Genomic DNA, 23870 nt, shown 5'->3' on the forward strand with positions numbered 1-23870 from the left:
CCACTTCGCCCACATATGTGGTATACGCTTCTGCGGAGTGTGCTCTTCCTGTAGTTCACCAGTTACCGCAGCATCCGTCCGCGTTCTGCGGGCACAATCGAAAGGAAATATGGCTAAAGAAGAACTGATCGAAATGAATGGTCTCGTCACGGAAATTCTGCCGGAAATGCGCTTCCGTGTCGATCTCGACAACGGTCACAAGCTGATCGCTTACACCTCCGGCAAAATGAAGAAAAACCATATCCGCATCATCGCAGGTGACCGCGTGACGCTGGAAATGTCGCCTTACGACCTGAACAAAGGTCGCATCACGTTCCGTCATATCGAAAAGCGTGGCCCAGCGCCTACGCACCACCAGCGTCGTCGTTGATCGACGTTGCACTATTGAGCGCGCCAATCAGCGCCACCTTGTTGGTCACTTCCAGGCGCGCGTAGGCAGTTTTCAGGTAAGTCCGCACCGTTGCCGGCGACAGCGCCAGCACTCGCGCGACTTCCTTGTACGACAGTCCTTGCGCAAACAGCAGCGCAGTACTGAGCTCGCGCGGCGTCAGCGCCAGGGCATTGACTGACAGCGAGACAGCAACCAGCTCGCCAACCGGTTCCAGCGATAATCTCGCGCCGGCAAACCGGATACAACGCGGCGCATCATGCAGCGCCGCGATCAACGCGGGCGGCAACGTCGTTCCGCGCCAAATACCCTCATGGCCATCCGATGGCCCGTGTGATCGTCCGCCTGGTGGGCCACGCAGTGGCCCCCGCGGTCGCTCGCCCAGTTGCTTGTTGAACAGCGCGGCAATCCGCCGGCCGAGATAGCACAGGCGGCCCTCCCGGTCGCATAGCGCCATCGCGTCGAGCGGCCCGGGCATGCGCAGGTCCGCCAGCCGGTGCCGCCACGCCTGCACCAGGTGCCGGGTGAACTCGGCAAACAGCGCCCCCTCCGTATCGCCGAAGCCGTCGTGCGGGTCATGGCGGTACAGCGCGATGAAAAATTGCAGCCCGCTGCCGGGCAGCGCCACCGTGATTGCCATGATCGCGTGCAGGCGGTGCCGGTCGATGAAGTCGGCGATGGCGCCGGGCGGGCCCCGGTAGCCGCCGCTGGCGCGAAACACCGTACCGGGTTGTGCCATCGAGCCCTGCGCAAAGGTATCCTGCGCGGCGATCAGGCGGTTCCATTCGTCCGCGAATTCGGCATCCAGCCCGATACTGCCGTGCAGAAGGTTGCGCGGCCGATCGGCCGCCACCTCGCCCCACCATCCCGCATCGAACGGCACGAGCCGGCGCCATGCCAGCAATGCGTCGCGCACCAGCATGTCCGTGCGGGCATGCCGTGCCAGCGTGCCAAGCTCCAGCAGGCAGGCGCTGAAGTCCGCATGCAGCGCCAGCGGCAGGGTGCCGCCGGGGCGGATGCCCGTGGTCCAGTCCTGTTTCATATTGTTCCATTCCCCTCCGCATTTGCGGAGGTCCGTGGCCGCAAGGTGCGCCGTATGATGGTCTTGATATCAGATTGCCTGATATTCAACGATACCATACAGGAGACGGAATGAACTTCACCACCACGATGCAACAGCGCCTGCGCAGGCTGCTGCCGATGTTGTCGCTGTCATGCTGCCTGGCAGCCGGCGGCGCGGGCGCCGTCACGCTCACGCCGGCCACGGCCGGCACCGATCTGTGGAACGTCTACGGGGCGCCGCCGGCCGGTGCGCAACCCGGCGATATCCTCCAGGCGCAGAAACGCACCGACGCGCCGAAGGGTTCGGCAGGCTGGAATGTCGTCTACGTGTCCGAAATCGCGCCGGGCCGGCTCGCCTACGTGTCGGGCGAGATCTACCTGCCGCCGGCCGCCGGCGGCGAACGCCGCGACGTGGTCTTGTGGAACCACGAAACGGCAGGGCTGGCGGATGCCTGCGCGCCTTCGCGCCGCAGCGCAAAGGAGGGCGGCCATGAGCGCGTGCCCGCGCTCGGCGCGCTGCTGGCTCGCGGCCATGTCGTGGCGATGAGCGATTACCCCGGCCTGGGCCTGCCGGGGCCGGCCTTCTACATGGCCGGCCAGCCGAACGCGCGGGCCTCGCTGGACATGCTGCGCGTGGCCCGCAACTTCCCCGGCGCACGGGCTTCGAACCGCTACGTGATGTATGGCTGGTCGCAGGGCGGGCAGACCACGATGTGGGCGGAAAGCATCGCCGCCGGCTACGCGCCCGAATTCACCGGCCTGGGTGCGGCATTGATCGCGCCGGCGGTGCGCATCCGCGATCTCACGCTCAATTCCATGACGACCGCCGAGAATGCCGGCTATGTGATCTCCACGCTGCCCGGCATCCAGGCCTCTTTCCCCGACCTGAAGTATCGCGACTTCCTGGCGCCGGACGCCATGGAGCAATTGCCCGTGCTGGCGAACGGCTGCTTCGACGTGTGGAGCGCGGCGGCCGGCGTGCGGGATGCCTACCAGCCCGATGCACTGGTGCCCGGCTCGCCGTGGTGGCAGGCAATGACGGCGGTGGACGACTTCGCGCCGAAGGGTTCGATGCCGTTCGCGATCTTCCAGGGTTCGGCGGATACGACCACGCCGCCCGGCCTCACGCTGCGCGAACGCACCGCGCTGTGCAGCGCCGGCAGCGCGGTCGATTACCACGCGTTCGAAGGGCTCGACCACACGGCGGTGGTGCCCGAGGCGGCGCGGCGGCTGCCGGCCTGGTTCGCCGACCGCTTCGCCGGCAAGGCGGCGCCCGACAACTGCGCCGCGCAGTAACACCGGCTGTCGGCTACACCGGTTATCATCGCGGGCAGCGCCAACGAATCGCTCCCTCCCGATGCCCGCCCGCAATGCCCAAGAACGCACCAGCCGCTTCCTCTCGCTGATCCTGCGCCACGCGCCCGACACGATCGGCCTGGCGCTGGATCAACACGGCTGGGCCGACGTTGCCGAGCTGCTCGACAAGGCGGCGCGGCACGGTACCCCGATCGCGCCCGAAGCGCTGCACGAGCTGGTGGCCACGAACGACAAGCAGCGCTTCGCGTTCAGCGCGGACGGCACGCGCATTCGCGCCAGCCAGGGCCATTCGTTGCGTTCCGTCGACCTGGCGCTGCCGGCGGAAGCGCCGCCAGCCGTGCTGTACCACGGCACCGCCAGCCGCTTTGTCACGTCGATCCGCCAGTCCGGCCTGCGGCCGGGTTCGCGGCGGCACGTGCACCTGTCGACGGAGCGGGAGACGGCGACGAGGGTCGGCGCGCGCTACGGCGTGCCGGTGGTCCTCGAGATCCGCGCCGGCGCGCTCCATGCGCTGGGCCATGTCTTCCATCGCGCCGACAACGGCGTGTGGCTCACCGATGCGGTGCCGGTGCGGTATATCGATTTTCCGGGCACCGCCCGGTAGCGGGGATCACGCCGCGGTCGGCGTATCGTCCGGCAGCGGCTGCGCAGCTGCCTGGATGGCGGGCTGGATGATGGGCTGCATCAGCGGCGCCATCTCTTGCTGGAGGGTCGGCTGCAAGAGCGGCTGCCCGAGCGGCGGCAGGACCGGCTGCATGACCGGCTGCATGGGCGGCTGCGGCTGCATGAACTGCGTGGTCAGGAACTGCGCGATCTTCTGCTGCGTGGCCGGCAGGTAGGGAATGTTCATGTGGTCGGACTCGGGAATCGTCTCGTCCATGTGCACGCGCATCAGCTTGGCCACGAGCACATCGGTATGCATGTGGGGCACCACGTCGTCGGTGGCGGCGCGCAGCACATAGGTGGGCGCGGACAGCAGCGATGCGTACTTGATCGATTCGAAGCGGTGGCGCAGCAGGTAGCTCACCGGGATGCCGCGGAACTTGCGCTGCGCCAGCGCCAGGATCGAGTCGTATGGCGTGACCAGTACCACCGAGTGCGCGGAGCGTTCCTTCGCCACCTGCACGGCGACGCCGGAGCCGAGGCTGCGGCCGACCACGGCCACGCGCTGCCTGTCCACGTTGCTGCGGCCGCCCAGCCAGTCGAACAGCATGCAGCCGTCCTCGACCATGTGTTCCTCGCCGGGCTCGCCGCGCGAATCGCCGTAGCCGCGGTAATTCATGGCCAGCACGGCCATGCCGGGGAACAGGCTGCCGGCATCGCGCACCACCCACGACACTTCCTCGGAGCGCCCGCCGAAGTAGACCACGGCCGGGTGCGGGCCCGGCGTGTGCGGCGTCATCAGCCAGCCTGCCAGGCGCGTGCCGTCATGCGCGCGCAGCACCACGGCGCGCGTGCGATGCGCGCTGCTGCGCGGGCTTTGCACTTCGCGCACCAGCGTGGGATTGAACAGCAGCTTGCGCTGGCCGGCCGCGATCGCGGAGACCATGCCAGCCCAAAGGAAACCGACCACGCCGACGGCGGCGGCAACTTTTCTCGAAGTACTCATGAGCCAAGTCTACCGCCAAACGCAGCGGCACGTCGCGCATGCTGTTGCGTTTTCGCTAAAGATTGTTTCGTTCCGCTAAAACGGCCATGGCGGGGCCCGCCGAGGCCGAGCCGGGCTGGTCGCTACCTGGCAACCGGCAGCTGGCAAGGCGGGGCACGCTATTGGCGTTCGACCGTTCCCGATGGCGCGGGCCGCGCCGCATGGGCGCGCAGCCGGTCCAGCTTGGCGGCATACAGCGCATGGTCCGCCCGCGTGGTGCTGCCCGCCATGGCCTTTTTCATGTGCTGGTCGGCACGGCGGTATTCGCCCAGCTGCCACAGGGCGGCGGCCAGCCAGGCGTGGAATTCATGGTAGTCCGCATCGCGCTGCAGTTCGCGTTCGAACAGCAGGCGGGCGCGGCGATAGTCGCCCATTTCCATCGCCTTGCGGCCCAGGTTGAAGTAATGGAAGGGCGTTTCCGGCTGCAGCCGCGCCAGCCTTTCCCGCAGCACCGCCGCTTCGTCCTTGCGGCCGACCGCTTCCATCAGCTGGGCCAGGTTGTTCAACACCATCGTGCTCTTCGGCTGGCGCTCGAGCGCCCAGCGCAGCGTGCGTTCGGCCAGCGCCGCGTCGCCATGGCGGCGGTAGACGATGGCCAGCGTGTTGTACGCATACAGCAGCGCGGGATCGGCGGCCACCGCCTGCCGCGCCCACCAGTAGGCATCGTCGAAACGGTCGCGCGCCAGCGCCTCGGCGGCGCGGTTGTTCATGAACATCGCCACCACGGTGTGGCGGCCGATCGCCGTGCCTTCGGGCAGCTTGCCATCGGGCGGCGGCTGGAAGTCGACCACCATGTAGCTGGCGCTGTCGTAGCTGCTCACGCTTTCGCGCAACGCCCGGCCGAGTTTCAGGTTTACGTGGCCGCTGTTGAAATACAGGTCGCCGCTGCGGCTCCACGCCGCGTCCACGGGCACGTCCTGGAACACGACTGGAATGTTCAGCTCGTTTGCCAGCGCCGCCGTCATGATCACCAGCGACAGGCAATTGCCCTGGCGTGCTTCGAACGCCTGGGAGGCGGTGCGCGTCATCGCTGAATCGTATTCGAGCTGCAGGCCGTCGCGCTGGTACAGCGCTTCGAACAGCGCGCGCCGCACTTCGCGGCCGCGGCGGTGGCGCTGTACCTCGCGCGCGTAATCCCGCATCGCCGGGGTGAGGCCGAAGATCTGTTCTTCGGTGAGCGTGGCGGTGGAAGGGCCGAACAGGTGATCGGCGAACAGCGCCACCGGCGGCGCCTCGGGGCGAGGCGCCGTTGCACAGCCGGAGAACATTGAAGAAACAAGCAGGACCAGTGCGAAAAACGCGGCCCGTGGCAAGGAAGCAACCATGGCACTCCCTCCTTACGGGCAGTATCCTCCCCGCCGTTTTGCTTGTCAAAGCACCGTTTTCAGCGGGACGGCAGCACCAGCAACTGCAGGCCGGAAGGCGTTTCGGGCGCGTGGTAGACGCGCTGCGTCGCCTTCCTGAAATCCTCCGGCCCGGCCTTGGCGATGTCGGTGAACGTCTGCGGATTCAGGTCGATCAGCGGGAACCACGAGCTTTGCACCTGCACCATGATGCGGTGGCCGCGGCGGAACGTGTGGTGCACGTCGCCCAGGTGGAAATTCACGGCTTCGACCTTGCCCGGCACGAACGGCTCAGCCCGCTCGAAGCTGTTGCGGAACTTGCCGCGCAGCGGATTGCCGCGCACCAGCTGCTGGTAGCCGGCCATCGTGGCCTGCGGCGGCGGCACATCCTTGCCGCGCTTGCGTTCCTCGCCGTCGCCGGGGTATTCGTTCGGGTACACGTCGATCAGCTTCACCACCCAGTCGGCATCGGTGCCGCTGGTGGAGACGAACAGCTTCGGCGTGACCGGGCCGGCGATCGTCACATCCTCCTGCAGCGGCGCCGTCTGGTAGACGAGCACGTCGGGCCGGGTGGCGGCGAAGCGCTGGTCGGACACCATGTACTCCTTCGGCACGCCGGTGGCCGGGTAGCCGACGAACGGCACCGGCTTTTTCGGATCGCTCACGTATTCGTCGTAGCCGCTGTCGCGGTCGGCTTCGGTGGCGGGTTTTTGCCAGCCCAGCCCGCCGTTCGCGCCGAAGTACAAAATGCGCGGTTTGGCCCCCTGCGGCGGCCAGGCGGTGTACTGGCGCCACACGTTGGTGCCGGTTTCAAAGGCGGTCACTTCGGCGATCGGCTTGCCCGGCTTGACGCCTTTCAGGTATTGCTCGAAGAACGGGAACTGGATCTCCTTGCGGAAGTGCTCGCCCGTATTGGCATCGAACTGCACGCGGCCCAGGCTCCTGCCATCGCCGCCGGCCCAGCCGCCGTGTACCCACGGGCCCACCACGAGACCGTTGAACGTGCCCGGATTGTGTTTCCCGATCGCGTGATAGGTGGTGAACGGGCCCTGCAGGTCTTCCGCGTCGTACCAGCCGCCCACCGTCAGCACGGCCGCCTTCACGTTCTTCAGGTGCGGCGCGATGTTGCGGTTTTTCCAGAACTCGTCGTAGGCCGTGTGCTCGATCATCGGCGCGAACAGCACGCGCTGCTTTTCCGACAGGCTCGATGCGATGTTCGACAGCGTGAGCCGGTGCAGGAAGTAATCGTAGCCGTCCGGCACGCCGTAGTCGAAGTCGCCCCACGTTTTCGGCAGCGGCGTCGGGTTCGGTTCTTCGGTGAACGCGGCGTAGAAATCGAAGTTCGCGGCCAGCATGAAGGCGCCGCCATGGTAGGCATCGTCGCCCATGTACAGGTCGGTGACCGGCGCCTGCGGCGACGCGGCCTTGATCGCCGGGTGCGAATCGATGATGCTGGCCGACGTATAGAAGCCGGGGTAGCTGATGCCGAGAATGCCGACCTTGCCGTTATTGTTCGGCACGTTCTTCAGCAGCCAGTCGACGGTATCGTGCATGTCCTGGCTCTCGTTGCCTTCGCCGGCCGCGCGCCGCGCGTTGACATGCGGCGTCATTTCCTGCCACTTGCCTTCCGACATGAAACGGCCCCGCACATCCTGCTTCACGAAGATGTAGCCGCTGTCCTCGAATTCCTTCGAAGGTCCGATCTGCTTCGGCATGTAGTTCACGCCGTAGTGCAGCTGGTCATCCGCGTGGACGCCGGCACTGTAGGGCGTGCGCTGCATCAGGAACGGGTAGCTGCGGCCCGTGTCCTTCGGCACGTAGACCGCCGTGAACAGCTTCACGCCGTCGCGCATCGGGATCTGGAATTCATACTTCGTGTAGCGCTCGCGCAGGTCGCTCCTGGCTTCCTTTGCCGGTGCATCGTCGTGAATATCCCTCGCGTGGACCTCCAGCGCGGCGGCATGGGTGGCGCCGAACGCGAGCAGCAGGGACAGGGCAACGGGGGCGAGGCGGGACATCGGTCGGAACATCGTTTCCTTCATTCGGTGAACACATGAGCGTGCCAGTGTAGCCGAATTGCCGGACGGCCAAGCCCCGCCGGTGCGCCTGCGTGTTTCCTGCCGGCCAGCCGTTGCCATCAATCCAGCGGCTGCGGGTCGACCGGGTTGCCCTGCGCATCGAAGCGCGCGGCCACGGCCACGTCGTCGATGCCCAGCGTGGCCAGCGCATCGCGCACGTCGTCCACTTCCACCGCGAGATCGCTGCCCAGCTCGAGCGGGCGCTCGCCGGTGGCCAGGAGATTCCCGTTCCCGTACACCTGCACGCGCAGCACCATGTCGCCCTTCACGTCCGCCGGTCCGATCACGGCGCGCGCCGGACCGTCATGCTCGGCCAGCGCCGCACCCAGCGTGGCCATCAGCGCCAGCATCGCCTGTTCTGCCAGCCCCTGGGCACGCGCGCCGAAGAACAGGTCCTGGTACAGGAAGTTCAGTTGCAACGCGCGGCCGGCCGGCGCCAGCAGGCGCTGCACCAGCGGCGCCGCGTCTTCCGTCCAGCGGCGGTAGCGTTCCATCCTTGCCTCGAACCAGTCTTCGGCCGCCTGTTCACCGGCGGGCGGCACGTAGAACGGATCGTCGGCATGCTTTTGCGAAAAGCCGACCAGGAAGCGCAGTTCGACCGCCGTGTCGTCGGGGCCGAAGGTGGCGCCGATCCAGCCCGTGATGCTGCGTTCCAGCGCCGGCGCGTCGATCACTTTCTTGTTGCCCAGCATGGCGGACGCTTCGCGCGCCATCGTGTGCAGCTGGCTGTAGGTGATGCGACTCGCCTCGGCCGCGTCGAACGCGTGGCGCAGCAGCACCAGCCTGGCCTTCGGGCTTTCCAGGCCCGCGCTCTTCATGCTGTCGAGCAGCGCATCGTAGGCGGCGTCGTCCTGGAACCCTTCCGTTTCCACCAGGCCGCCGGTGCTGCCGACGAACACGGGAATGGCGAACACGTCGATTTCCAGCGCCGGCGCATTCTCCCGGCGGATCGGCACGCTGGCCGCCGCTTCCTCGATGGCGCCGCGCAGCATCTGGAACGCGCCGATGTCTTCGTGGCTGGCCTGGTCGATCGCGCCATACAGCACGTCGTCGCGGTTCTGGTTCAGGTAGCGCCGCAGCAGGCGCTGGAAGTCGAATTCCTTCTGGCGCAGCGCATCGCCCAGCGTGTCGCTGTCTTCCTGCTCGGCCAGTTCGAGCGCGAGCGTGCACAGCGCGGCGACTTGCGCTTCGTCGGCGTCTTCTTCCACCGGGGCGGCGGATTTGCGGGGAACGGGTTTCTTATTCTTGGGCATGGGTTTCCCGATGCCCGGGCGGGCATCGTCAGTGATCGATGTGGTAAGTGTCGTGCAATTCCTCGAGCAGGTCTTCAGCCTCCCCGGCATCCAGGCCGAGGTGGCGGCAGGCCGGTTCGCCGCCTTTTTCCCACTCCAGTGAATCGTGGTTGCCATGGTAGCGCGCAATCCCCCGTTCGGCCAGCACCGAGGCGGCCACCAGCGAGCGGATCGCGTCGTCGGTGGCGTCGTCGTCCAGCACCGCGTAGTCGTGATGGTGCAGGATGGCCCAGGACACATCCGGCGACAGCCCCCAGTTGCGTGCCAGCAGGCAGCCGATCGCTGCATGGTTGGTGCTGTGGCGCGCATCTTCCACCTCGGTGAAGCTGCGCGAGGCGTCATGCGCGGCAACGGCCAGCGTATCGGCGTAATCCGGGAAGCGGTCCATCAGCAGCGGCACGCCGATGTCGCAGAACAGGCCGAACGTGTGGGCGATATCCGGCGGCGCCAGGCGCAGCCGGCGCGCAATGAACACCAGCGACTGGGCGCGCCGCGCGCTGGTGTCCCAGAACTGGTTCAATGAACCGTCGCTACCGTCGATGGCCTGCCGGGCGAGCAGGCCCGTCAGCAGGGCCGCGCACTGGTTCAGGCCCAAGAAATTGATCGCCTGCTCGACCGACTTGGCCTTGCGGGCGGCGCCGAAGAACGGCGAATTGGCCAGCTTGAGCAGCGCGCCGGACATGCCCACGTCGCTGCCGATGATGCGCGCGATGCGGCGCGGCGACGGATCGTCCTCGGCCAGCTCGCCCTGCAGGTCCACCAGCATGCTCGGGCGCGGCGGAATGCGGATCGAACGCAGCAGGGCGTCTTCAACGGTAAGGTCCCTGGCGGGGGCTGCTGCTGTGGTCATGGTCGGAAAAGGGAACGGCGAACGTGCCATTATCCACTGTTTCGATACGGCAATATCATTTTTGACCGGTTTTTGTTCAGGACGGGGGTACGGGTGTTGCCGCCACGCGCCGCTTCGATAGCGAAATGAACAGTTTACGCTTGCCATGAAGTCAACACCGCCGAGCCCGGCGCTGCCATTCGCGGGCCGGCGCTAGAATCGCGGCATGACTACTTATCTGGCAGGAATCGACTTCAATGCGCCATCGCACGAGGTGGCCCGGCTGCTGATCGGTGTCACGGTGCTGGTCGACGGAGTCGGCGGCCGCATCGTGGAAACCGAGGCCTACGACCGCGAGGACCCCGCCTCGCACACCTACAACGGCCCCACCATCCGCAACGCCGCGATGTTCGGCCCGTCCGCCCATGCCTATGTGTACCGCTCGTACGGCATCCACTGGTGCCTGAACTTCGTGTGCCGGGAAGAGGGCCATGGCGCCGGCGTGCTGATCCGTGCGATCGAACCGCTGCACGGCCTGGAAACGATGGCGGCGCGGCGCAAGCTCGACGATCCGCGCCTGCTCACCTCCGGTCCGGGGCGCGTGTGCCAGGCGCTGGGCATCACGCGCGAGCACAACGGCAAGCCGCTGGCGCTGCCGCCGTTCCAGTTGCTGCCGCGCGATGCCGTGGCGCCGGACCTGCCGGTGGCGGCCGGCCCCCGCATCGGTATCTCGAAGGCGATGGACACGCCGTGGCGCTTCGGCGTGGCCCGCTCGCCTTACCTGAGCAAGCCGTTCCGCTAGAAGCAGGAATTTTCAAGGCCGTGTACTGCGTCAGCTGCGATGCTGGCGGCGGGCGTTGCCGGCCGGGGGCGCTTCCAGCTGGCCGCGCATCCGGCTGTCGGTCGCGCGGCGCTCGCCGGCAGGCGGCCTGGCCGCGCGTGCCGGCCGGTCCACCCCCTCCACGCCGGCATCGAGCTCGAACACGGCCACGGCGCGCGACAGGTTTACCGCCTGTTCTTGCAGGCTTTCCGCGGCGGCGGCGGCTTCTTCGACCAGGGCCGCGTTCTGCTGCGTGACGTCGTCGATCTGGCCCACCGCCTGGTTCACCTCGGAGATGCCCTGCGCCTGTTCCGCGCTGGCCGCGCTGATGCGGCCGATGATGTGGTTCACCTGCTGCACCGACGAGACGATATCGCCCATGCTGCGGCCGGCCAGGCTGACCGACTCGGCACCGTCGTCGATGGTGGATACCGAGGTGGCGATCAGCTCCTTGATTTCCTTCGCGGCGGAGGCCGAGCGGGCCGCCAGCGTGCGGACCTCACTGGCGACCACGGCGAAGCCGCGGCCCTGTTCGCCGGCACGGGCCGCTTCCACGGCCGCGTTCAGTGCCAGGATGTTGGTCTGGAACGAGATGCTGTCGATCACACCGGTGATTTCCACGATCTTGCGCGAGCTGGCGCGGATCGACTCCATCGTGGTCACCGCCTGGGAGACGGCTGCGCCGCCTTTCTCCGCCATCGAGCTGGCGGTGGCGGCCAGCTTGCAGGCTTCGCGGGCATTCTCGGCGTTCTGCCGAACCGCCGTCGTCAGCGTGGCCATCGCGCTGGCCGTTTCTTCCAGCGAGCCGGCCTGGCGTTCGGTACGGCTGGACAGGTCGAGGTTGCCCACCGCGATTTCATGCGACGCCGTGTCGATCGACTGCACCGCGCCGCGGATCGTGCGCAGCGTCTGGTTCAGGTTGGCAATGCTCTGGTCCAGCACGCGCGAGGTCTCGGCGATCTCGTCGCGCCCGTCGTTCGGCTTGGCCGTGGTGAGCCTGCCCGATGCCAGGCTGCGCACCACGTCGGCGATCGAGCGGATATCGCGCAGCAACGCCGCGCGCACCAGCATCGATACCAGCAGCGACAGCGCCACCGACAGCACGCACAGGGCGGCCATCGCGATGCCCAGCTGGCGGAACTCCGCCTTGGCATCGGCATGCGCCGTTTCCGACAGCGATTTTTCCAGCGCCGCCAGCCGCTGCAGGTCGCCTTCGAGCAGCACGAACTGGCGCTCCGCCTTCTGCATCGAATTGGTGGCGATCGACTGGTCCATCTGCGCTATCTCGATCGTTTCCAGCACGCCCTTGCGGTAGGCGATCAGCGCGTGGCTGGAGGCGTCGACCAGCTTGCGTTCTTCCGGATCCGACACCCGCGCCAGCTGCACCAGGTGCTGCTCGATGCTGCGGTGGCGGGAGTGGATCGCGGTGGTCAGCTCGTCGAGCCGGCTCTTGGCGAAGCTGCCGTTCACCCATGCCAGCAACTGGTAGATGTTGGCATGGGCGAACTTGGCTTCGCCGGCGATGTCGGCCACGGCCTTCAGCCGCGCCGCGCGCACCTGCACCAGGTTTTCCAGCGATGCGTTCTGGCGCACCATGCCGAACCAGGCGCAGGCGGTGATCGCCACCAGCAGGACCAGCACGACACTGGGTGCCAGCAGCAGTTTGGGACCGATACGTAATTTATTCAGCATGACGACTCCTGCTCGACGACGGGACGGTTTGCAACTCAGTTTTTATAGATGCCGGCTTCCAGCACCACGTCGCCGACCCGCAGGATGTACGTGGTCTTCGGTTCGATCTTGCCGCTGACCGGGTTCTTGTACATATAGTCGACCCAGCCTTTGCCTTTCTTTGCCGCGAGCTCGATGATTTCGCGGCGATACACCTTGCCGCTGGCATCGGGCACGTCGGTCAGGTTCTTGCCGACGATGGACGGGTTGATCGGATGCGCCACCACGATGCCGGTATTGATGTCGCGCATGTCGACATACAGTTCGCCCTGCACGAAATCCGGATCCTTGGCGTTGAGTTTCTTGATCAGCGCTTCCTTGCCGTTCGCCTTGAGGAAGGCGGCGCCGCGCTCGGCCATCGCGATCGCGTCTTTTTCGGTCGGTTCGTTGTTGGCGAAGGCGCCGGCGCTGGCACCGGCGATCAACAGGCAGGCCATGCTGCGGATCAGTACTTGTTTCATGAGGAGCTCCTCGAGGTTGGTTACGGTCAAAACATTGTGCGCTGATGCTGCTCATAGGAAATTGCGCTAGCGCAAAGTGTAAAGAGCAGCGACGCAGAGTTTCCACAGGGATATTGAGTTTCAGCAACACGCACTGCTGGACAGCGGCCTACGATGTGGGTTCCTTTTCCAGGAGATAAAAATGACGACCCAATTCGCCCCGCAAAAATTCAAGCCCTACACCCGCCAGAGCATCCGCCAGGCCCGCCAGTGGCAATGGCTGCCGCCGGACCAGCAGGAAGCCGTGCAGGTGGTGTCCCACGTGATGCCGTTCCGCACCAACGAATACGTGCTGGAGAACCTGATCGACTGGCGCAACGTGCCGGACGATCCGATCTACCGCCTCGTGTTCCCGCACCGCGACATGCTGCCGGTGGACGAATACCGCCAGCTGCGCGACCTGGTAATGGTCAAGCAGGACGACGCCGCCATCGCCGCGCTGGTGCACAAGATCCGCATGCGCATGAATCCGCACCCGGCCGGCCAGATGACGCACAACGTGCCGCGCGTGAACGACCACGTGCTCAAGGGCCTGCAGCACAAGTACAAGGAAACGGTGCTGTTCTTCCCCAGCGCCGGCCAGACCTGCCATGCCTACTGCACGTTCTGCTTCCGCTGGCCGCAGTTCGTGGGCATGGAAGACATGAAGTTCGATGCCAGGGAAACCACCGAGCTGGTGTCATACCTGAAGTCGCACGAGGAAGTGACCGACGTGCTGATCACCGGCGGCGACCCGATGATCATGAACACGCGCTCGCTGGCGGAGTTCATCGAACCGTTGCTGGCGCCGGAAATGGCGCACATCCAGAACATCCGCATCGGCACCAAGTCCGTGGCGTATTGGCCACAGCGCTTCGTTACCGACAAGGATGCGGACGATCTGCTGCGCCTGTTCGAGAAGGTGGTCGCCAGCGGCAAGAACCTGGCGATCATGGGCCACTACAACCACGCGGTGGAACTGCGCCAGGACATCGCGCAGGCGGCCGTCAAGCGCATCGTCGGCACCGGCGCCACGCTGCGCATGCAGGGCCCGCTGATCCGCCACATCAATGAAGATCCGCACAGCTGGGCCGAACTGTGGCGCACCGGCGTGCGCCTGGGCGCGATCCCGTACTACATGTTCGTCGAGCGCGATACCGGTCCGAGCGAGTATTTCCAGCTGCCGCTGGCGCGCGCGCACGAAATCTTCCAGCAGGCTTACCAGATGGTGTCCGGCCTGGCGCGCACGGTGCGCGGCCCGTCGATGAGCGCGTTCCCCGGCAAGGTGGCGATCGACGGCGTGGTCACGATCAACGGCGAGAAGCTGTTCGCGCTGCAGTTCCTGCAGGCCCGTAATCCGGACTGGGTGCGCAAGCCGTTCTTTGCGAAATACGATCCCGAGGCAACCTGGCTCGATCACCTGAAGCCGGCCTTTGGCAAGGAAAAATTCTTCTTCGAGGAAGGCGACGACGCCCAGCCCGTACCGCAGGCGCGCAAGGTGATCCCGATCACCCGCGCACGCGACGGCGCCAGCAGCAACGCCGCCTGAGCATGGGCACGCCAGCGCACGCGCCGGCATCGGCGTCCATGGCGGCATTCGCGCCAGCGCCATCCCCGGTTCTGGCAACGGCACCGTCCATGGTGCTCGCGCCCGCGCCGTCCCCGGCGTTTTTCAGCCAGGGGCGGCAGCACGTGCCGGGCCGGCTGTCCGGCATGGCGGTATTGTGCCTGGTGTTCCTGCCGTACGCGCTGGGGCATTACCTGTCATGCCTGCTGCGCACGGTGAACGCGGTGCTCGCGCCGCAGCTGGTCGGTGCGGCGGCGCTGACGCCGGGAGACCTGGGCCTGCTCACCAGTGCCTACTTCCTGGCGTTCGCGGTGGCCCAGCTGCCGGTCGGCATCGCGCTGGACCGCTACGGCCCGCGCCGCGTGCAATTCCCGATGCTGCTGCTGGCGGCGCTGGGCACGGTGGGGTTCGCGGTCGGCAGCGGCTTCACGCAAATGCTGTGCGCGCGCCTTGTGATGGGGCTGGGCCTGGCCGGCTGCTTCATGGGCGCCGTGAAGGCCATCTCCACGTGGGTCGCTCCGGCGCGGCTGCCATCGGTGCAGGGGTACCTGATCGCCGCCGGCGGGCTGGGCGCCGCGACATCCACCTTGCCGGTGCAGGTGTTCCTGAAACATGTCGACTGGCGCTGGCTGTTCGTCGTGCTGGCGCTGTGCTGCGTGGTCGCGGCGGTGCTGGTCCTGATCCTGGCGCCGACGCCACAGGCCGCGCCGAATAAAAAATCCGATGGCGCGGGCCTCGGCAACGTATTGAAGCACCCGGTCTTCCGAGAGACGGCCGGGCTGGTGCTGGTGCCGCACATGGTGTTCTTCGGTATCCAGGGCCTGTGGATCGGCCGCTGGCTGACCGACGTCGGCCGCTTCTCCGAACAGGGCGTGGCATGGCTGCTGTACCTCGGCATGGGCGCCGTGATCGTCGGCGCGATCGCCGTCGGCAAGGTAACCGAATGGGCGGCCCGGCGCGGTATCGATGCGATCACCGTGGCCTGCCTGGGGGTGCTGCTGTTCGTCGTCGTGCAATGGGCTTTCGTGATGGGCTGGCAGCCGGGCATGCCGGTACTGGCGGTGCTGTTCACGCTGGTGGGCACGATCACCGGCATCGAGTACACGATCGTGGCGCAGGCGATGCCGCCGGCGCTGACGGGCCGCGCATCGACGTGCCTGAACCTGTTGATCTTCACCGGGGCCTTCGCCGTGCAGGCGGGCTTCGGCCTGGTCGTCAGCCTGTGGCAGCCGGACGCCGCGCAGCACTATCCCGCGGCGGCCTACCAGGCCGCATTCTTCGTGCTGGTGCTGCTGCAGCTCCCAGGCATCGGATGGTTCGTCTGGCGGCGCCGGAGGCCGCTCGCGGCGAACACTGTAGAATCTCTCATTTGACCGGAGGCCAGCGCGCTTCCGCCGCATCATCAGTGGGAGAATGAAGAATGAAACTGGTTCGTTATGGCCGCATCGGTAAAGAAAAACCTGGCCTGATCGATGACGAAGGCAAGCTGCGCGACCTGTCCGGCGTGATCGGCGATCTCGCCGGCGCCAACCTGTCGGACAAGGTGCTCAGGAAGATCGCCAAGATCCCGCACGACACGCTGCCGCTGGTGCGCGGCACGCCGCGCTTCGGCGTGCCGGTGGGGCAGGTCGGCAAGTTCATCGGCATCGGCCTCAATTACGCCGACCACGCCGCCGAGTCGAACCTGCCGGTGCCCAAGGAACCGATCGTGTTCATGAAGGCGACCACCAGCCTGTCCGGCGCGGACGATCCGGTGATGCTGCCGAAGGGTTCGAAGAAAACCGACTGGGAAGTGGAGCTGGGCATCGTCATCGGCACGCGCGCCCGCTACGTCAGCGAGGCCGACGCGGAAAAATTCATCGCCGGCTACTGCGTGGTGAACGACGTTTCCGAGCGCGAGTACCAGCTCGAGCGCGGCGGCCAGTGGGACAAGGGTAAAGGTTGCGATACCTTCGGCCCGGTGGGCCCGTGGCTCGTCACGCGCGACGAAGTATGGAATGTCGACGACCTCGACCTGTACCTGGAACTGAACGGCAAGCGCATGCAGACCGGGAACACGGCCACGATGATCTTCAAGGTGCCGCAGATCGTTTCGTACCTGTCGCAGTTCATGACGCTCGAACCGGGCGACATCATCACCACCGGTACCCCGCCCGGCGTGGGCATGGCGCGCAACCGGTTCCTGAAGAAGGGCGATTTCCTGCGCCTGGGCATCGCCGGCCTCGGCGAGCAGCAGCAGGACGTGATCGGGTTCCAGCAGTTCTGAGTCCGCGAACGTTGCGCCGCCGGGCGGCGCAACGGACAACCGCCGGAATGCCTGTCTCCGGCGAGCTTCAAGCCGGCGTAACCGCCTTCAGCGCAAGCGCCACCGCGTCCGACAACCGGGTGACGACCTGCGCCAGGTCCGCCTCGGTGGCGATGAACGGCGGCGCCAGCAGGATGTGGTCGCCGCGCCTGCCGTCGGCGGTGCCGCCCATCGGATACACCATCAGCCCGCAATCCATCGCCTTTTCCTTCACAGCCGCGAACAGTTTCAGGTCCGGGTCGAACGGGCGCATGGTGTCGCGGTCCTGCACCAGTTCCAGCCCCACCAGCAGGCCGCGCCCGCGGATATCGCCCATATGCGGATGGGTGCCGAAGGCATCGCGCAGCATGCGGCGCAGCGTGGTGCCGCGCACCGTGGCCGCGCCCAGCAGGCAATCGCGCCGGATGACCTTCTGCACCGCCAGCGCGGCGGCGGCGGCCACCGGGTGCGCGTTGTAGGTGTGCCCGTGCTGGAAGATGCCGCTGCCGTTGCGCAGCCGTTCCACCACGTGGTCGCGCGCCAGCACGGCGCCGATCGGCTGGTAGCCGGCGGCCAGGCCCTTGCCCAGTGCCACCAGGTCGGGCACTACGCCATCCTGCTCGATCGCATACAGCGTGCCGGTGCGGCCCATGCCGCACATGACTTCATCGGCGATGAACAGGATGCCGTACTTGTCGCACAGCGCGCGCACGCCCTTGAAGTAGCCGGGCGTGGCCGGCACGGCGCCCAGCGTCGCACCGACCACCGGTTCGGCGCAGAAGCCGATGATGCTGGCCGGGCCGGTTTCGAGGATCGTCTGTTCCAGCTCGGCGATCAGGCCGGCGGTATAGTCGTTGATGTCCTGGCCGGCCGGGCGATGGCGGTATTCGTAGCACGGCGACACGCGCGCCACATCCATCAGCAGCGGTTCGAACTGCCTGCGCCGCGCTTCGTTGCCGCCCAGCGCCAGCGCGCCCAGCGTATTGCCGTGATAGCTCTGCCTGCGGGCGATGAACACGCGGCGCTCCGGTTCGCCGTTCTCCACGAAGAACTGGCGCGCCATCTTCAACGCCGATTCCACAGCCTCGGACCCGCCGGAAACCAGGTATACGTTGTTCAGGTCGCCCGGTGCATCGGCGGCCAGGCGCTGCGCCAGTTCCTCGGCCACGTCGGTGGTGAAGAAACCGGAATGGGCATAGGCCGTCGTCTTCATCTGCGCGCCCATCGCGGCCAGCACGTCCGGGTGGCTGTGGCCCAGCGACGACACGGCGGCGCCGCCGCTCGCATCCAGGTAGGTATTGCCGTCGCTGTCGCGCATGTACATGCCGAACGCGCACACGGCGGTGGGTGGCGTCCGGCGCAGGTTCCGGTGGATCATATGGGTCATGATGTCCTCGTCGTGGTTGGTCTTCCGGTCGACAGTAGCCTTCAAGAAACATCAAGACTTTGATTTTTCCCCTGCTTTCAGCGAATATTTCCCATATGACAGACCGTTTCCCGCCCATTTCCCCGGAACATATGACGCCGGAACAACAGGCTGCCGCCCGGGCCGTCATCGACGGGCCGCGCGGCGCGCTGTACGGCCCGTTCGTGCCGCTGCTGCGCAGCCCGGAACTGATGGGTGCAGCCCAGCAGATGGGCGCGTACCTGCGCTACCGCAGCGCGCTCGGCACGCGGCTGTCCGAACTGGTCATCCTGGTCACCGCGCGGCACTGGAACCAGCAGGTGGAATGGGCGATCCATGCGTCGCTCGCGGCGCAGGCCGGCATAGCCGCGGCCGTGATCGACGCGATCGCACAGCGCCGCCCGCCGCCGGGCCTGGCGCCGGACGAGCAGGCCGTGTACGACTTCTGCACCCAGCTGCACGAACGCAAGCGCGTATCGGACGATGTGTACGACGCGGCGTTGCGCCTGTTCGGCGAACGCGGCGTCATGGATCTGATGGGATTGAACGGCTACTACACGTTCCTGGCGATGGTGATGAATGCGGCGCAGACGGCGGCGCCGCCGTCGCCTGCCGCGCCGCTGCCGGAATAAAAAAAAACCCGGCAGTGCCGGGTTTTTCGTTACTTCAGGATCTTGTGCAGCCAGCCGGAAATGTCGTTCACTTCTTCCGGCGACACGGAGTGCTGCATGTAGTAATCGTGCCACTCCACCTGGTAGCCGAGCGTTTGCAGCAGGTCGCGCGAGGCGGTGGCGCGGGCCAGCGGGATCACCTGGTCGAGCCGGCCGTGCACGAGGAAGATCGGCGTGTCCTGGTTGGCCGGGCTGCGCTCGGCGGCCACCTTGTCGGCCAGCGGCACGTAGCCGGACAGGCACAGCAGGCCGCCCAGCTTTTCCGGGTAGCGCAGGCCGGTCTGCAGCGTCATCGCGCAGCCCTGCGAGAAGCCGCCCAGGATGATGCGGTGGGCGGGAATGCCGCGCGCCTTTTCACGGGCGATCAGCGCTTCGACCTGCAACTGCGATGCGCGCAGGCCTTTTTCGTCTTCCTGGCGCCCCAGGTCGGTGTGGACGATGTCGTACCACGAGCGCATCGTGTAGCCGCCGTTGATGGTCACGGGCATCGTGTTCGCGTGCGGGAAGATGAAGCGGATGCCGGGCAGGCCGGACAGGTTCAGTTCCTGCACGAACGGCACGAAGTCGTTGCCGTCCGCGCCCAGGCCGTGCAGCCAGATGATGGCGACCTGCGGGTTGTCGTTGGTGGCGACTTCGATGTTCGGTAGCACGTCAATCATGCGTTTTCCTCGTTACAGTGGAGTGGCCGCCGCACGGTTCCTGATGGCGGACTTCGGCCGGAATGCCTTGCACACGGCGCTGTCGGTTTCGATGTACGGGCCGCCGATCAGGTCGATGCAGTAGGGAACGGCGGCGAAGATGCCCGCGGCGACCTGGTTGCCGGCATCGTCCTTCAGGCCTTCCAGCGTTTCCCGGATGGACTTGGGCTGGCCCGGCAGGTTCATGATCAATGTGGCATGCGGTGCGGTGGCACGATCGTCGGATTCACGGATCACCGCCACCTGCCGCGACAGGATCGCGGTCGGGACGAAGTGCAGGCTGATCTGCCGCATCTGTTCGCCGAAGCCCGGCATTTCCTTCGTGCCCACCGCCAGCGTGGCTTCGGGCGTCACGTCGCGCCGCGCCGGGCCGGTGCCGCCGGTGGTCAGCACCAGGTGGCATTTCACCGTATCGGCCAGTTCGACGAGCGTGGCTTCGATCGTGGCACGGTCGTCCGGGATCAGGCGCGTCTCGACGCGGAACGGCGTGGTGATCGCGCCATTGAGCCATTCTTCCAGCGCGGGAATGCCCCCGTCCTGGTAGACGCCGCTGCTGGCCCGGTCGGAGACGGAGACCAGGCCGATGACGAGCAGGTTCGCCAGCTCGTCCGGCCCGGGGGCCGGCTTAGCCGCATCAGTCGTCGCGGTCGTCATCTTCGTCGTCCTCGCCTTCGGCGTCGGCGGCAGCCTTCGCCGCGCCGCGCGTCTTCGTGTCCAGGTCCTTCAGGATCTGGAAGATCTCGCGGTACGCCTTCGGCGGCTTGTTCTCGGCCTGCTCCTTGCGCGCGTTGCGGATCAGCGTGCGCAGGTGCTGGCCGTCCAGCTCCTGGTGCTCGGCCAGCAGCACGGTCAGCGCCTGGTCGTCCGCCAGCAGCTTGTCGCGGCGGCGCTCCAGCGCGTGCAGCGCGGCCGTATCGGCCTTCGACGCGCCCTTCCAGCCTTCGATGGTGCGCTGGATGATGGCCACTTCCTCTTCCGAGAGGGTGCGCATCTTCTTGCCCACGAACTGCAGCTGGCGGCGGCGGCCTTCGTGGTTCTTGATGGTCTGGCATACCAGGATGGCATCCCGCACGTCGTCCGGCATCGGCACGCGCTTGACGCGGTCGCGCGGTTGTTCGACCAGTTCATTGCCGAGCGCCTGCAGCGCGTCGGACTGGCGTTTCAGTTCGGTCTTGGAAGGACGGTCGTATTTTTCCTCGAATTCGGAGGAATCGAAGCCGACGGCCCCGCGGTTTGCATTTGGCATGATGAAGAACGCGCCACTTCAGGCGCGCCTGTAAAATCGGTAAACGGCTGCTATGATAACTGTTTTAAAGTTTAGCCGGCCAAAACACCCTATGAGCGAATCGCATTTCACCCACAGCCAGGACCAGTTGAAACAGATCGCGCGAGACGTATTGGGTTACGCGCGCGAGACCGGCGGCACCGATGCCGCCGTCGAGATCAGCGAGGGCAGCGGGCTGTCGGTATCGGTTCGCAAGGGCAAGATCGAAACGATCGAGCAGAACAAGGACAAGGGCCTGGGCATCACCGTCTTCGTCGGCCAGAAGCGCGGCAACGCGTCGACGTCCGACTTTTCCACCGCTTCGCTGCGCGCCACCGTGGAAGCGGCGTTCAACATCGCCCGCTTCACGGCGGACGACGAAGCGGCCGGCCTGGCGGAAGAGGAATTGCTCGAGCGCGATCCGCGCGACCTGGAACTGTTCTACCCGTGGCCCATCACCACCGAGGAAGCGGTCGTGCTGGCGCAGCGCGCCGAGGCGGCCGGCTTCGCGGTCGATCCGCGCGTGACCAACAGCGAAGGCGCCGGCGTGCACGTGCAGCAGTCGCACTTCGTCTCGGCCAACTCGCGCGGCTTCATCGGCGGCTACCCGTATTCGCGCCACACCATCTCGGCCACGCCGATCGCCGGCAAGGGCGCCAACATGCAGCGCGACGACTGGTACAGCTCGGTGCGCGATCCGAGCAAACTGGCCACGCCGGAATCGATCGGCCGCTATGCGGCGGAGCGCGCGCTGGCCCGCCTGAACGCGCGCCAGATCACCACGCGCACCTGCCCGGTGCTGTTCGAGGCACCGCTGGCCGCCGGCCTGCTGGGCGCGTTCGTGCAAGCCACGTCGGGCGGCGCGCTGTACCGCAAGTCCACGTTCCTGCTCGATACGCTCGGCCAGCAGGTCTTCCCGGACCACGTGCAGGTCACCGAGGACCCACACGTGGTCGGCGGCATCGGTTCGGCGCCGTTCGACGAGGAAGGCGTGCGCACCCAGTACCGCGACGTGGTCAAGGACGGCATCCTGCAGGGCTATTTCCTGTCCACGTACACGGCCCGCAAGCTGGGCATGAAGACCACCGGCAATGCCGGCGGCTCGCACAACCTGGCGCTGACGTCCTCGCTCACGCAGCCGGAAGACGATTTCGCCGGCATGCTCAGGAAAATGGGCACGGGCCTGCTGGTCACCGAACTGATGGGGCAGGGCACCAACTACGTGACGGGCGATTACTCGCGCGGCGCGTCCGGCTTCTGGGTCGAGAACGGCATCATCCAGTACCCGGTCGAGGAAATCACCATCGCCGGCAACATGAAGGACATGCTGCGCGAGATCGTGGCCATCGGCAACGACGTGCTGATCCGTGGCACGAAGCAGACAGGTTCGATCCTTCTGGAGAAGATGGTGGTCGCCGGTAACTGAACGGTTGCGGCGTCCCCGGCGTTTCCCTACACTGTCCTGAGCAGTAGCGTTTTCCGTAACCGCATTCCCTTACGAAAAAAAATCCTCAGGAGACCGTATGGAACGTCGACGCTTCATTGCGAAGGCTGCCGCGGGCGCCGGTGCGGGCATCATCGCCGCACCGGCCATCGCACAGTCCCAGCCCACCATCACCTGGCGCCTCGCCTCGAGCTTTCCCAAGTCGCTGGACACGATCTTCGGCGCATCCGATACCTTCACCCGCCGCATTTCCCAGCTCACCAACGGCAAGTTCACCATCCGCTCGTTCGCGGCGGGCGAGATCGTGCCCGGCCTGCAGGTGCTCGACGCCGTGCAGGCCGGCACCGTCGAGTGCGGCCACAGCGCCTCCTACTATTACTTCGGCAAGGACGCCACCTTCGCTTTCGACTGCGCGGTGCCGTTCGGCCTCACGTCGCGCCAGCATACGGCGTGGTACGACCAGGGCGGCGGGCGCGAACTGATGCGCGCCTTTTTCAAGGACTACAACATCGTCAATTTCCTCGGCGGGAATTCCGGCACGCAGATGGGCGGCTGGTTCCGCAAGGAGATCAAGTCGCTGGCCGACCTGAAAGGCACCAAGATGCGCGTGGCCGGTTTCGCCGGCAAGGTGCTCGAACGCCTCGGCGTGGTGCCGCAGCAGCTGGCCGGCGGCGACATCTACCCGGCGCTGGAGAAGGGCACGATCGATGCCGCCGAATGGGTGGGGCCGTACGACGATGAAAAGCTCGGCTTCTTCAAGGTGGCGCCGTTCTACTACGCGCCGGGGTGGTGGGAGCCGTCGGCCTCGTTCTCGTTCTACGTGAACATCAAGGATTGGGAAAAGCTGCCGAAGGATTACCAGGCCGCCGTCGAAGTGGCCACCTACGAGGCGCACGTCGCGATGCAGGCCGAGTACGACGTGAAGAACCCCACCGCGCTGGCGCGGCTGCTGAAGAACGGCGTCAAGCTGCGCACCTGGCCGCGCGACACGATGGATGCCTGCTACAAGACCGCCACCGCCGTGATGGAGGAGGAAGCATCGAAGAACGCCAAATTCCGCAAGGTGTACGACCCGTGGAAAAGGTTCCGGCAAGACCAGAACCAGTGGGCCTCGGTGGCCGAGGCGCCGATCCAGAATTACCTGATCAGCGCGGGGCGGGGCAAATGATGCATCGGCATTAAAGCGAACTCTATTCGATCGACTATTGAAATAAAAGCCGGCATGGATTATTTCCATGCCGGCTTTTTTTATGCCGCTTATTTGGCCGTTGAATCTTCCTTGTGGCATCGCCGTGCGCCGAGGTATATAAAAAGCATATAGGGAATTATCTTCCTGGAATACCTCGCTGTAGTTCGGCTGGTGCACTTGAATATACGTATTTGGTTTTCTACAACAATCAGGCGATTTCCATCGACAGGTCATGTTGCGCCGCAAAAATTTCACTGAATGGTCAATAACCGATCAATACAATGAGCAATTTCCTGCAATTCTGCGCTATTGATATCGTGATAACGATTCCAGCAAGCGCTCCGCTGGGCGTTTTCGCGGC

General features: G+C 66.1%; 22 protein-coding genes. 10 read left to right on the forward strand and 12 right to left on the reverse strand.

The features are described from left to right. Nucleotides 1-109 precede the first annotated feature (109 nt). Nucleotides 110-370: a translation initiation factor IF-1 gene (gene infA, locus GJV26_RS17175; RefSeq protein WP_155709899.1), complete on the forward strand. Its 261-nt coding sequence runs from the start codon at nucleotides 110-112 to the stop codon at nucleotides 368-370. Here the strand turns inward: infA and GJV26_RS17180 are convergent. Continuing rightward, nucleotides 345-1430, reverse strand: coding sequence for a helix-turn-helix transcriptional regulator (locus tag GJV26_RS17180; RefSeq protein WP_155709900.1), 1086 nt, complete (start codon nucleotides 1428-1430; stop codon nucleotides 345-347). The two genes, infA and GJV26_RS17180, sit on opposite strands and share 26 nt — an antisense overlap. Nucleotides 1431-1540: 110 nt before the next feature. Between GJV26_RS17180 and GJV26_RS17185 the strand changes: the two genes are divergently transcribed. Continuing rightward, nucleotides 1541-2746, forward strand: a complete 1206-nt coding sequence (locus tag GJV26_RS17185; protein WP_155709901.1) for a lipase family protein — start codon at nucleotides 1541-1543, stop codon at nucleotides 2744-2746. Nucleotides 2747-2807: 61 nt separating this feature from the next. Next, nucleotides 2808-3371 carry an RNA 2'-phosphotransferase gene (locus GJV26_RS17190; RefSeq protein WP_155709902.1) on the forward strand — a complete coding sequence of 188 codons (564 nt, stop codon included), beginning with the start codon at nucleotides 2808-2810 and terminating at the stop codon, nucleotides 3369-3371. A 6-nt stretch (nucleotides 3372-3377) separates the two neighbouring features. Here the strand turns inward: GJV26_RS17190 and GJV26_RS17195 are convergent, their stop codons facing one another. From GJV26_RS17195 to GJV26_RS17215, 5 genes are all read right to left on the reverse strand, one after another. After that, nucleotides 3378-4376, reverse strand: a complete 999-nt coding sequence (locus tag GJV26_RS17195) for a serine aminopeptidase domain-containing protein (protein ID WP_155709903.1) — start codon at nucleotides 4374-4376, stop codon at nucleotides 3378-3380. Nucleotides 4377-4534: 158 nt separating this feature from the next. Next, complete coding sequence (locus tag GJV26_RS17200; RefSeq protein ID WP_155709904.1) at nucleotides 4535-5740, reverse strand: tetratricopeptide repeat protein; 1206 nt, start codon at nucleotides 5738-5740, stop codon at nucleotides 4535-4537. A 59-nt stretch (nucleotides 5741-5799) separates the two neighbouring features. Then, nucleotides 5800-7776, reverse strand: a complete 1977-nt coding sequence (locus GJV26_RS17205; RefSeq protein WP_155709905.1) for a CocE/NonD family hydrolase — start codon at nucleotides 7774-7776, stop codon at nucleotides 5800-5802. Nucleotides 7777-7895: 119 nt separating this feature from the next. Further along, complete coding sequence (locus tag GJV26_RS17210) at nucleotides 7896-9089, reverse strand: hypothetical protein (RefSeq protein WP_155709906.1); 1194 nt, start codon at nucleotides 9087-9089, stop codon at nucleotides 7896-7898. Nucleotides 9090-9117: 28 nt separating this feature from the next. Next, entirely contained in the window at nucleotides 9118-9978 is an 861-nt protein-coding gene (locus tag GJV26_RS17215) for an HDOD domain-containing protein (protein WP_155709907.1), read from the reverse strand. Nucleotides 9979-10183: 205 nt separating this feature from the next. Here GJV26_RS17215 and GJV26_RS17220 point away from each other — a divergent pair, with 205 nt between their 5' ends. Next, entirely contained in the window at nucleotides 10184-10759 is a 576-nt protein-coding gene (locus tag GJV26_RS17220) for a DNA-3-methyladenine glycosylase (RefSeq protein WP_155709908.1), read from the forward strand. Between the two features lie 30 nt (nucleotides 10760-10789). On the opposite strand, the gene GJV26_RS17225 is transcribed toward GJV26_RS17220, so the two are convergent. Both GJV26_RS17225 and GJV26_RS17230 read right to left on the reverse strand, forming a co-directional pair. After that, the gene (locus GJV26_RS17225; RefSeq protein ID WP_155709909.1) at nucleotides 10790-12469 is read right to left on the reverse strand and encodes a methyl-accepting chemotaxis protein; all 1680 of its coding nucleotides are present in this window, start codon (nucleotides 12467-12469) and stop codon (nucleotides 10790-10792) included. Between the two features lie 35 nt (nucleotides 12470-12504). Further along, nucleotides 12505-12969, reverse strand: a complete 465-nt coding sequence (locus GJV26_RS17230; protein ID WP_155709910.1) for a cache domain-containing protein — start codon at nucleotides 12967-12969, stop codon at nucleotides 12505-12507. Nucleotides 12970-13150: 181 nt separating this feature from the next. On the opposite strand from GJV26_RS17230, the gene GJV26_RS17235 reads away from it, so the two are divergent. The 3 genes from GJV26_RS17235 to GJV26_RS17245 all read left to right on the forward strand — a co-directional run bounded on the left by GJV26_RS17235 (nucleotide 13151) and on the right by GJV26_RS17245 (nucleotide 16820). Beyond that, nucleotides 13151-14536, forward strand: coding sequence for a KamA family radical SAM protein (locus GJV26_RS17235; protein ID WP_155709911.1), 1386 nt, complete (start codon nucleotides 13151-13153; stop codon nucleotides 14534-14536). Between the two features lie 89 nt (nucleotides 14537-14625). After that, the gene (locus tag GJV26_RS17240) at nucleotides 14626-15927 is read left to right on the forward strand and encodes an MFS transporter (protein ID WP_173346225.1); all 1302 of its coding nucleotides are present in this window, start codon (nucleotides 14626-14628) and stop codon (nucleotides 15925-15927) included. 47 nt (nucleotides 15928-15974) lie between these two features. After that, nucleotides 15975-16820: a fumarylacetoacetate hydrolase family protein gene (locus tag GJV26_RS17245; RefSeq protein WP_155709912.1), complete on the forward strand. Its 846-nt coding sequence runs from the start codon at nucleotides 15975-15977 to the stop codon at nucleotides 16818-16820. A gap of 67 nt (nucleotides 16821-16887) precedes the next feature. Here GJV26_RS17245 and GJV26_RS17250 read toward each other — a convergent pair whose 3' ends face one another. Next, entirely contained in the window at nucleotides 16888-18225 is a 1338-nt protein-coding gene (locus GJV26_RS17250) for an aspartate aminotransferase family protein (RefSeq protein ID WP_155709913.1), read from the reverse strand. A gap of 95 nt (nucleotides 18226-18320) precedes the next feature. On the opposite strand from GJV26_RS17250, the gene GJV26_RS17255 reads away from it, so the two are divergent. Then, nucleotides 18321-18875 carry a carboxymuconolactone decarboxylase family protein gene (locus tag GJV26_RS17255; RefSeq protein WP_155709914.1) on the forward strand — a complete coding sequence of 185 codons (555 nt, stop codon included), beginning with the start codon at nucleotides 18321-18323 and terminating at the stop codon, nucleotides 18873-18875. Between the two features lie 29 nt (nucleotides 18876-18904). Here the strand turns inward: GJV26_RS17255 and GJV26_RS17260 are convergent, their stop codons facing one another. The 3 genes from GJV26_RS17260 to yjgA are packed head-to-tail and all read right to left on the reverse strand — an operon-like array spanning nucleotide 18905 to nucleotide 20858. After that, a complete protein-coding gene (locus GJV26_RS17260) occupies nucleotides 18905-19573 on the reverse strand; it encodes an alpha/beta hydrolase (protein WP_155709915.1) in 669 nt (222 codons plus the stop codon). A gap of 12 nt (nucleotides 19574-19585) precedes the next feature. Beyond that, nucleotides 19586-20266 (reverse strand): molybdopterin adenylyltransferase, encoded by a 681-nt coding sequence (gene mog, locus GJV26_RS17265; RefSeq protein ID WP_155709916.1) that lies wholly within the window; start codon nucleotides 20264-20266, stop codon nucleotides 19586-19588. Next, entirely contained in the window at nucleotides 20247-20858 is a 612-nt protein-coding gene (gene yjgA, locus GJV26_RS17270; RefSeq protein WP_155709917.1) for a ribosome biogenesis factor YjgA, read from the reverse strand. The genes mog and yjgA overlap by 20 nt, the downstream gene beginning before the upstream one ends. 91 nt (nucleotides 20859-20949) lie before the next feature. Here yjgA and pmbA point away from each other — a divergent pair, with 91 nt between their 5' ends. Both pmbA and GJV26_RS17280 read left to right on the forward strand, forming a co-directional pair. Further along, on the forward strand, nucleotides 20950-22302 hold the full coding sequence (gene pmbA, locus GJV26_RS17275; RefSeq protein WP_155709918.1) for a metalloprotease PmbA: 1353 nt from the start codon (nucleotides 20950-20952) through the stop codon (nucleotides 22300-22302). A 97-nt stretch (nucleotides 22303-22399) separates the two neighbouring features. Further along, entirely contained in the window at nucleotides 22400-23488 is a 1089-nt protein-coding gene (locus GJV26_RS17280) for a TRAP transporter substrate-binding protein (RefSeq protein WP_155709919.1), read from the forward strand. Nucleotides 23489-23870 lie beyond the last annotated feature (382 nt).

Source organism: Pseudoduganella dura (assembly GCF_009727155.1).
GTDB classification, from domain to species: domain Bacteria; phylum Pseudomonadota; class Gammaproteobacteria; order Burkholderiales; family Burkholderiaceae_D; genus Rugamonas; species Rugamonas dura.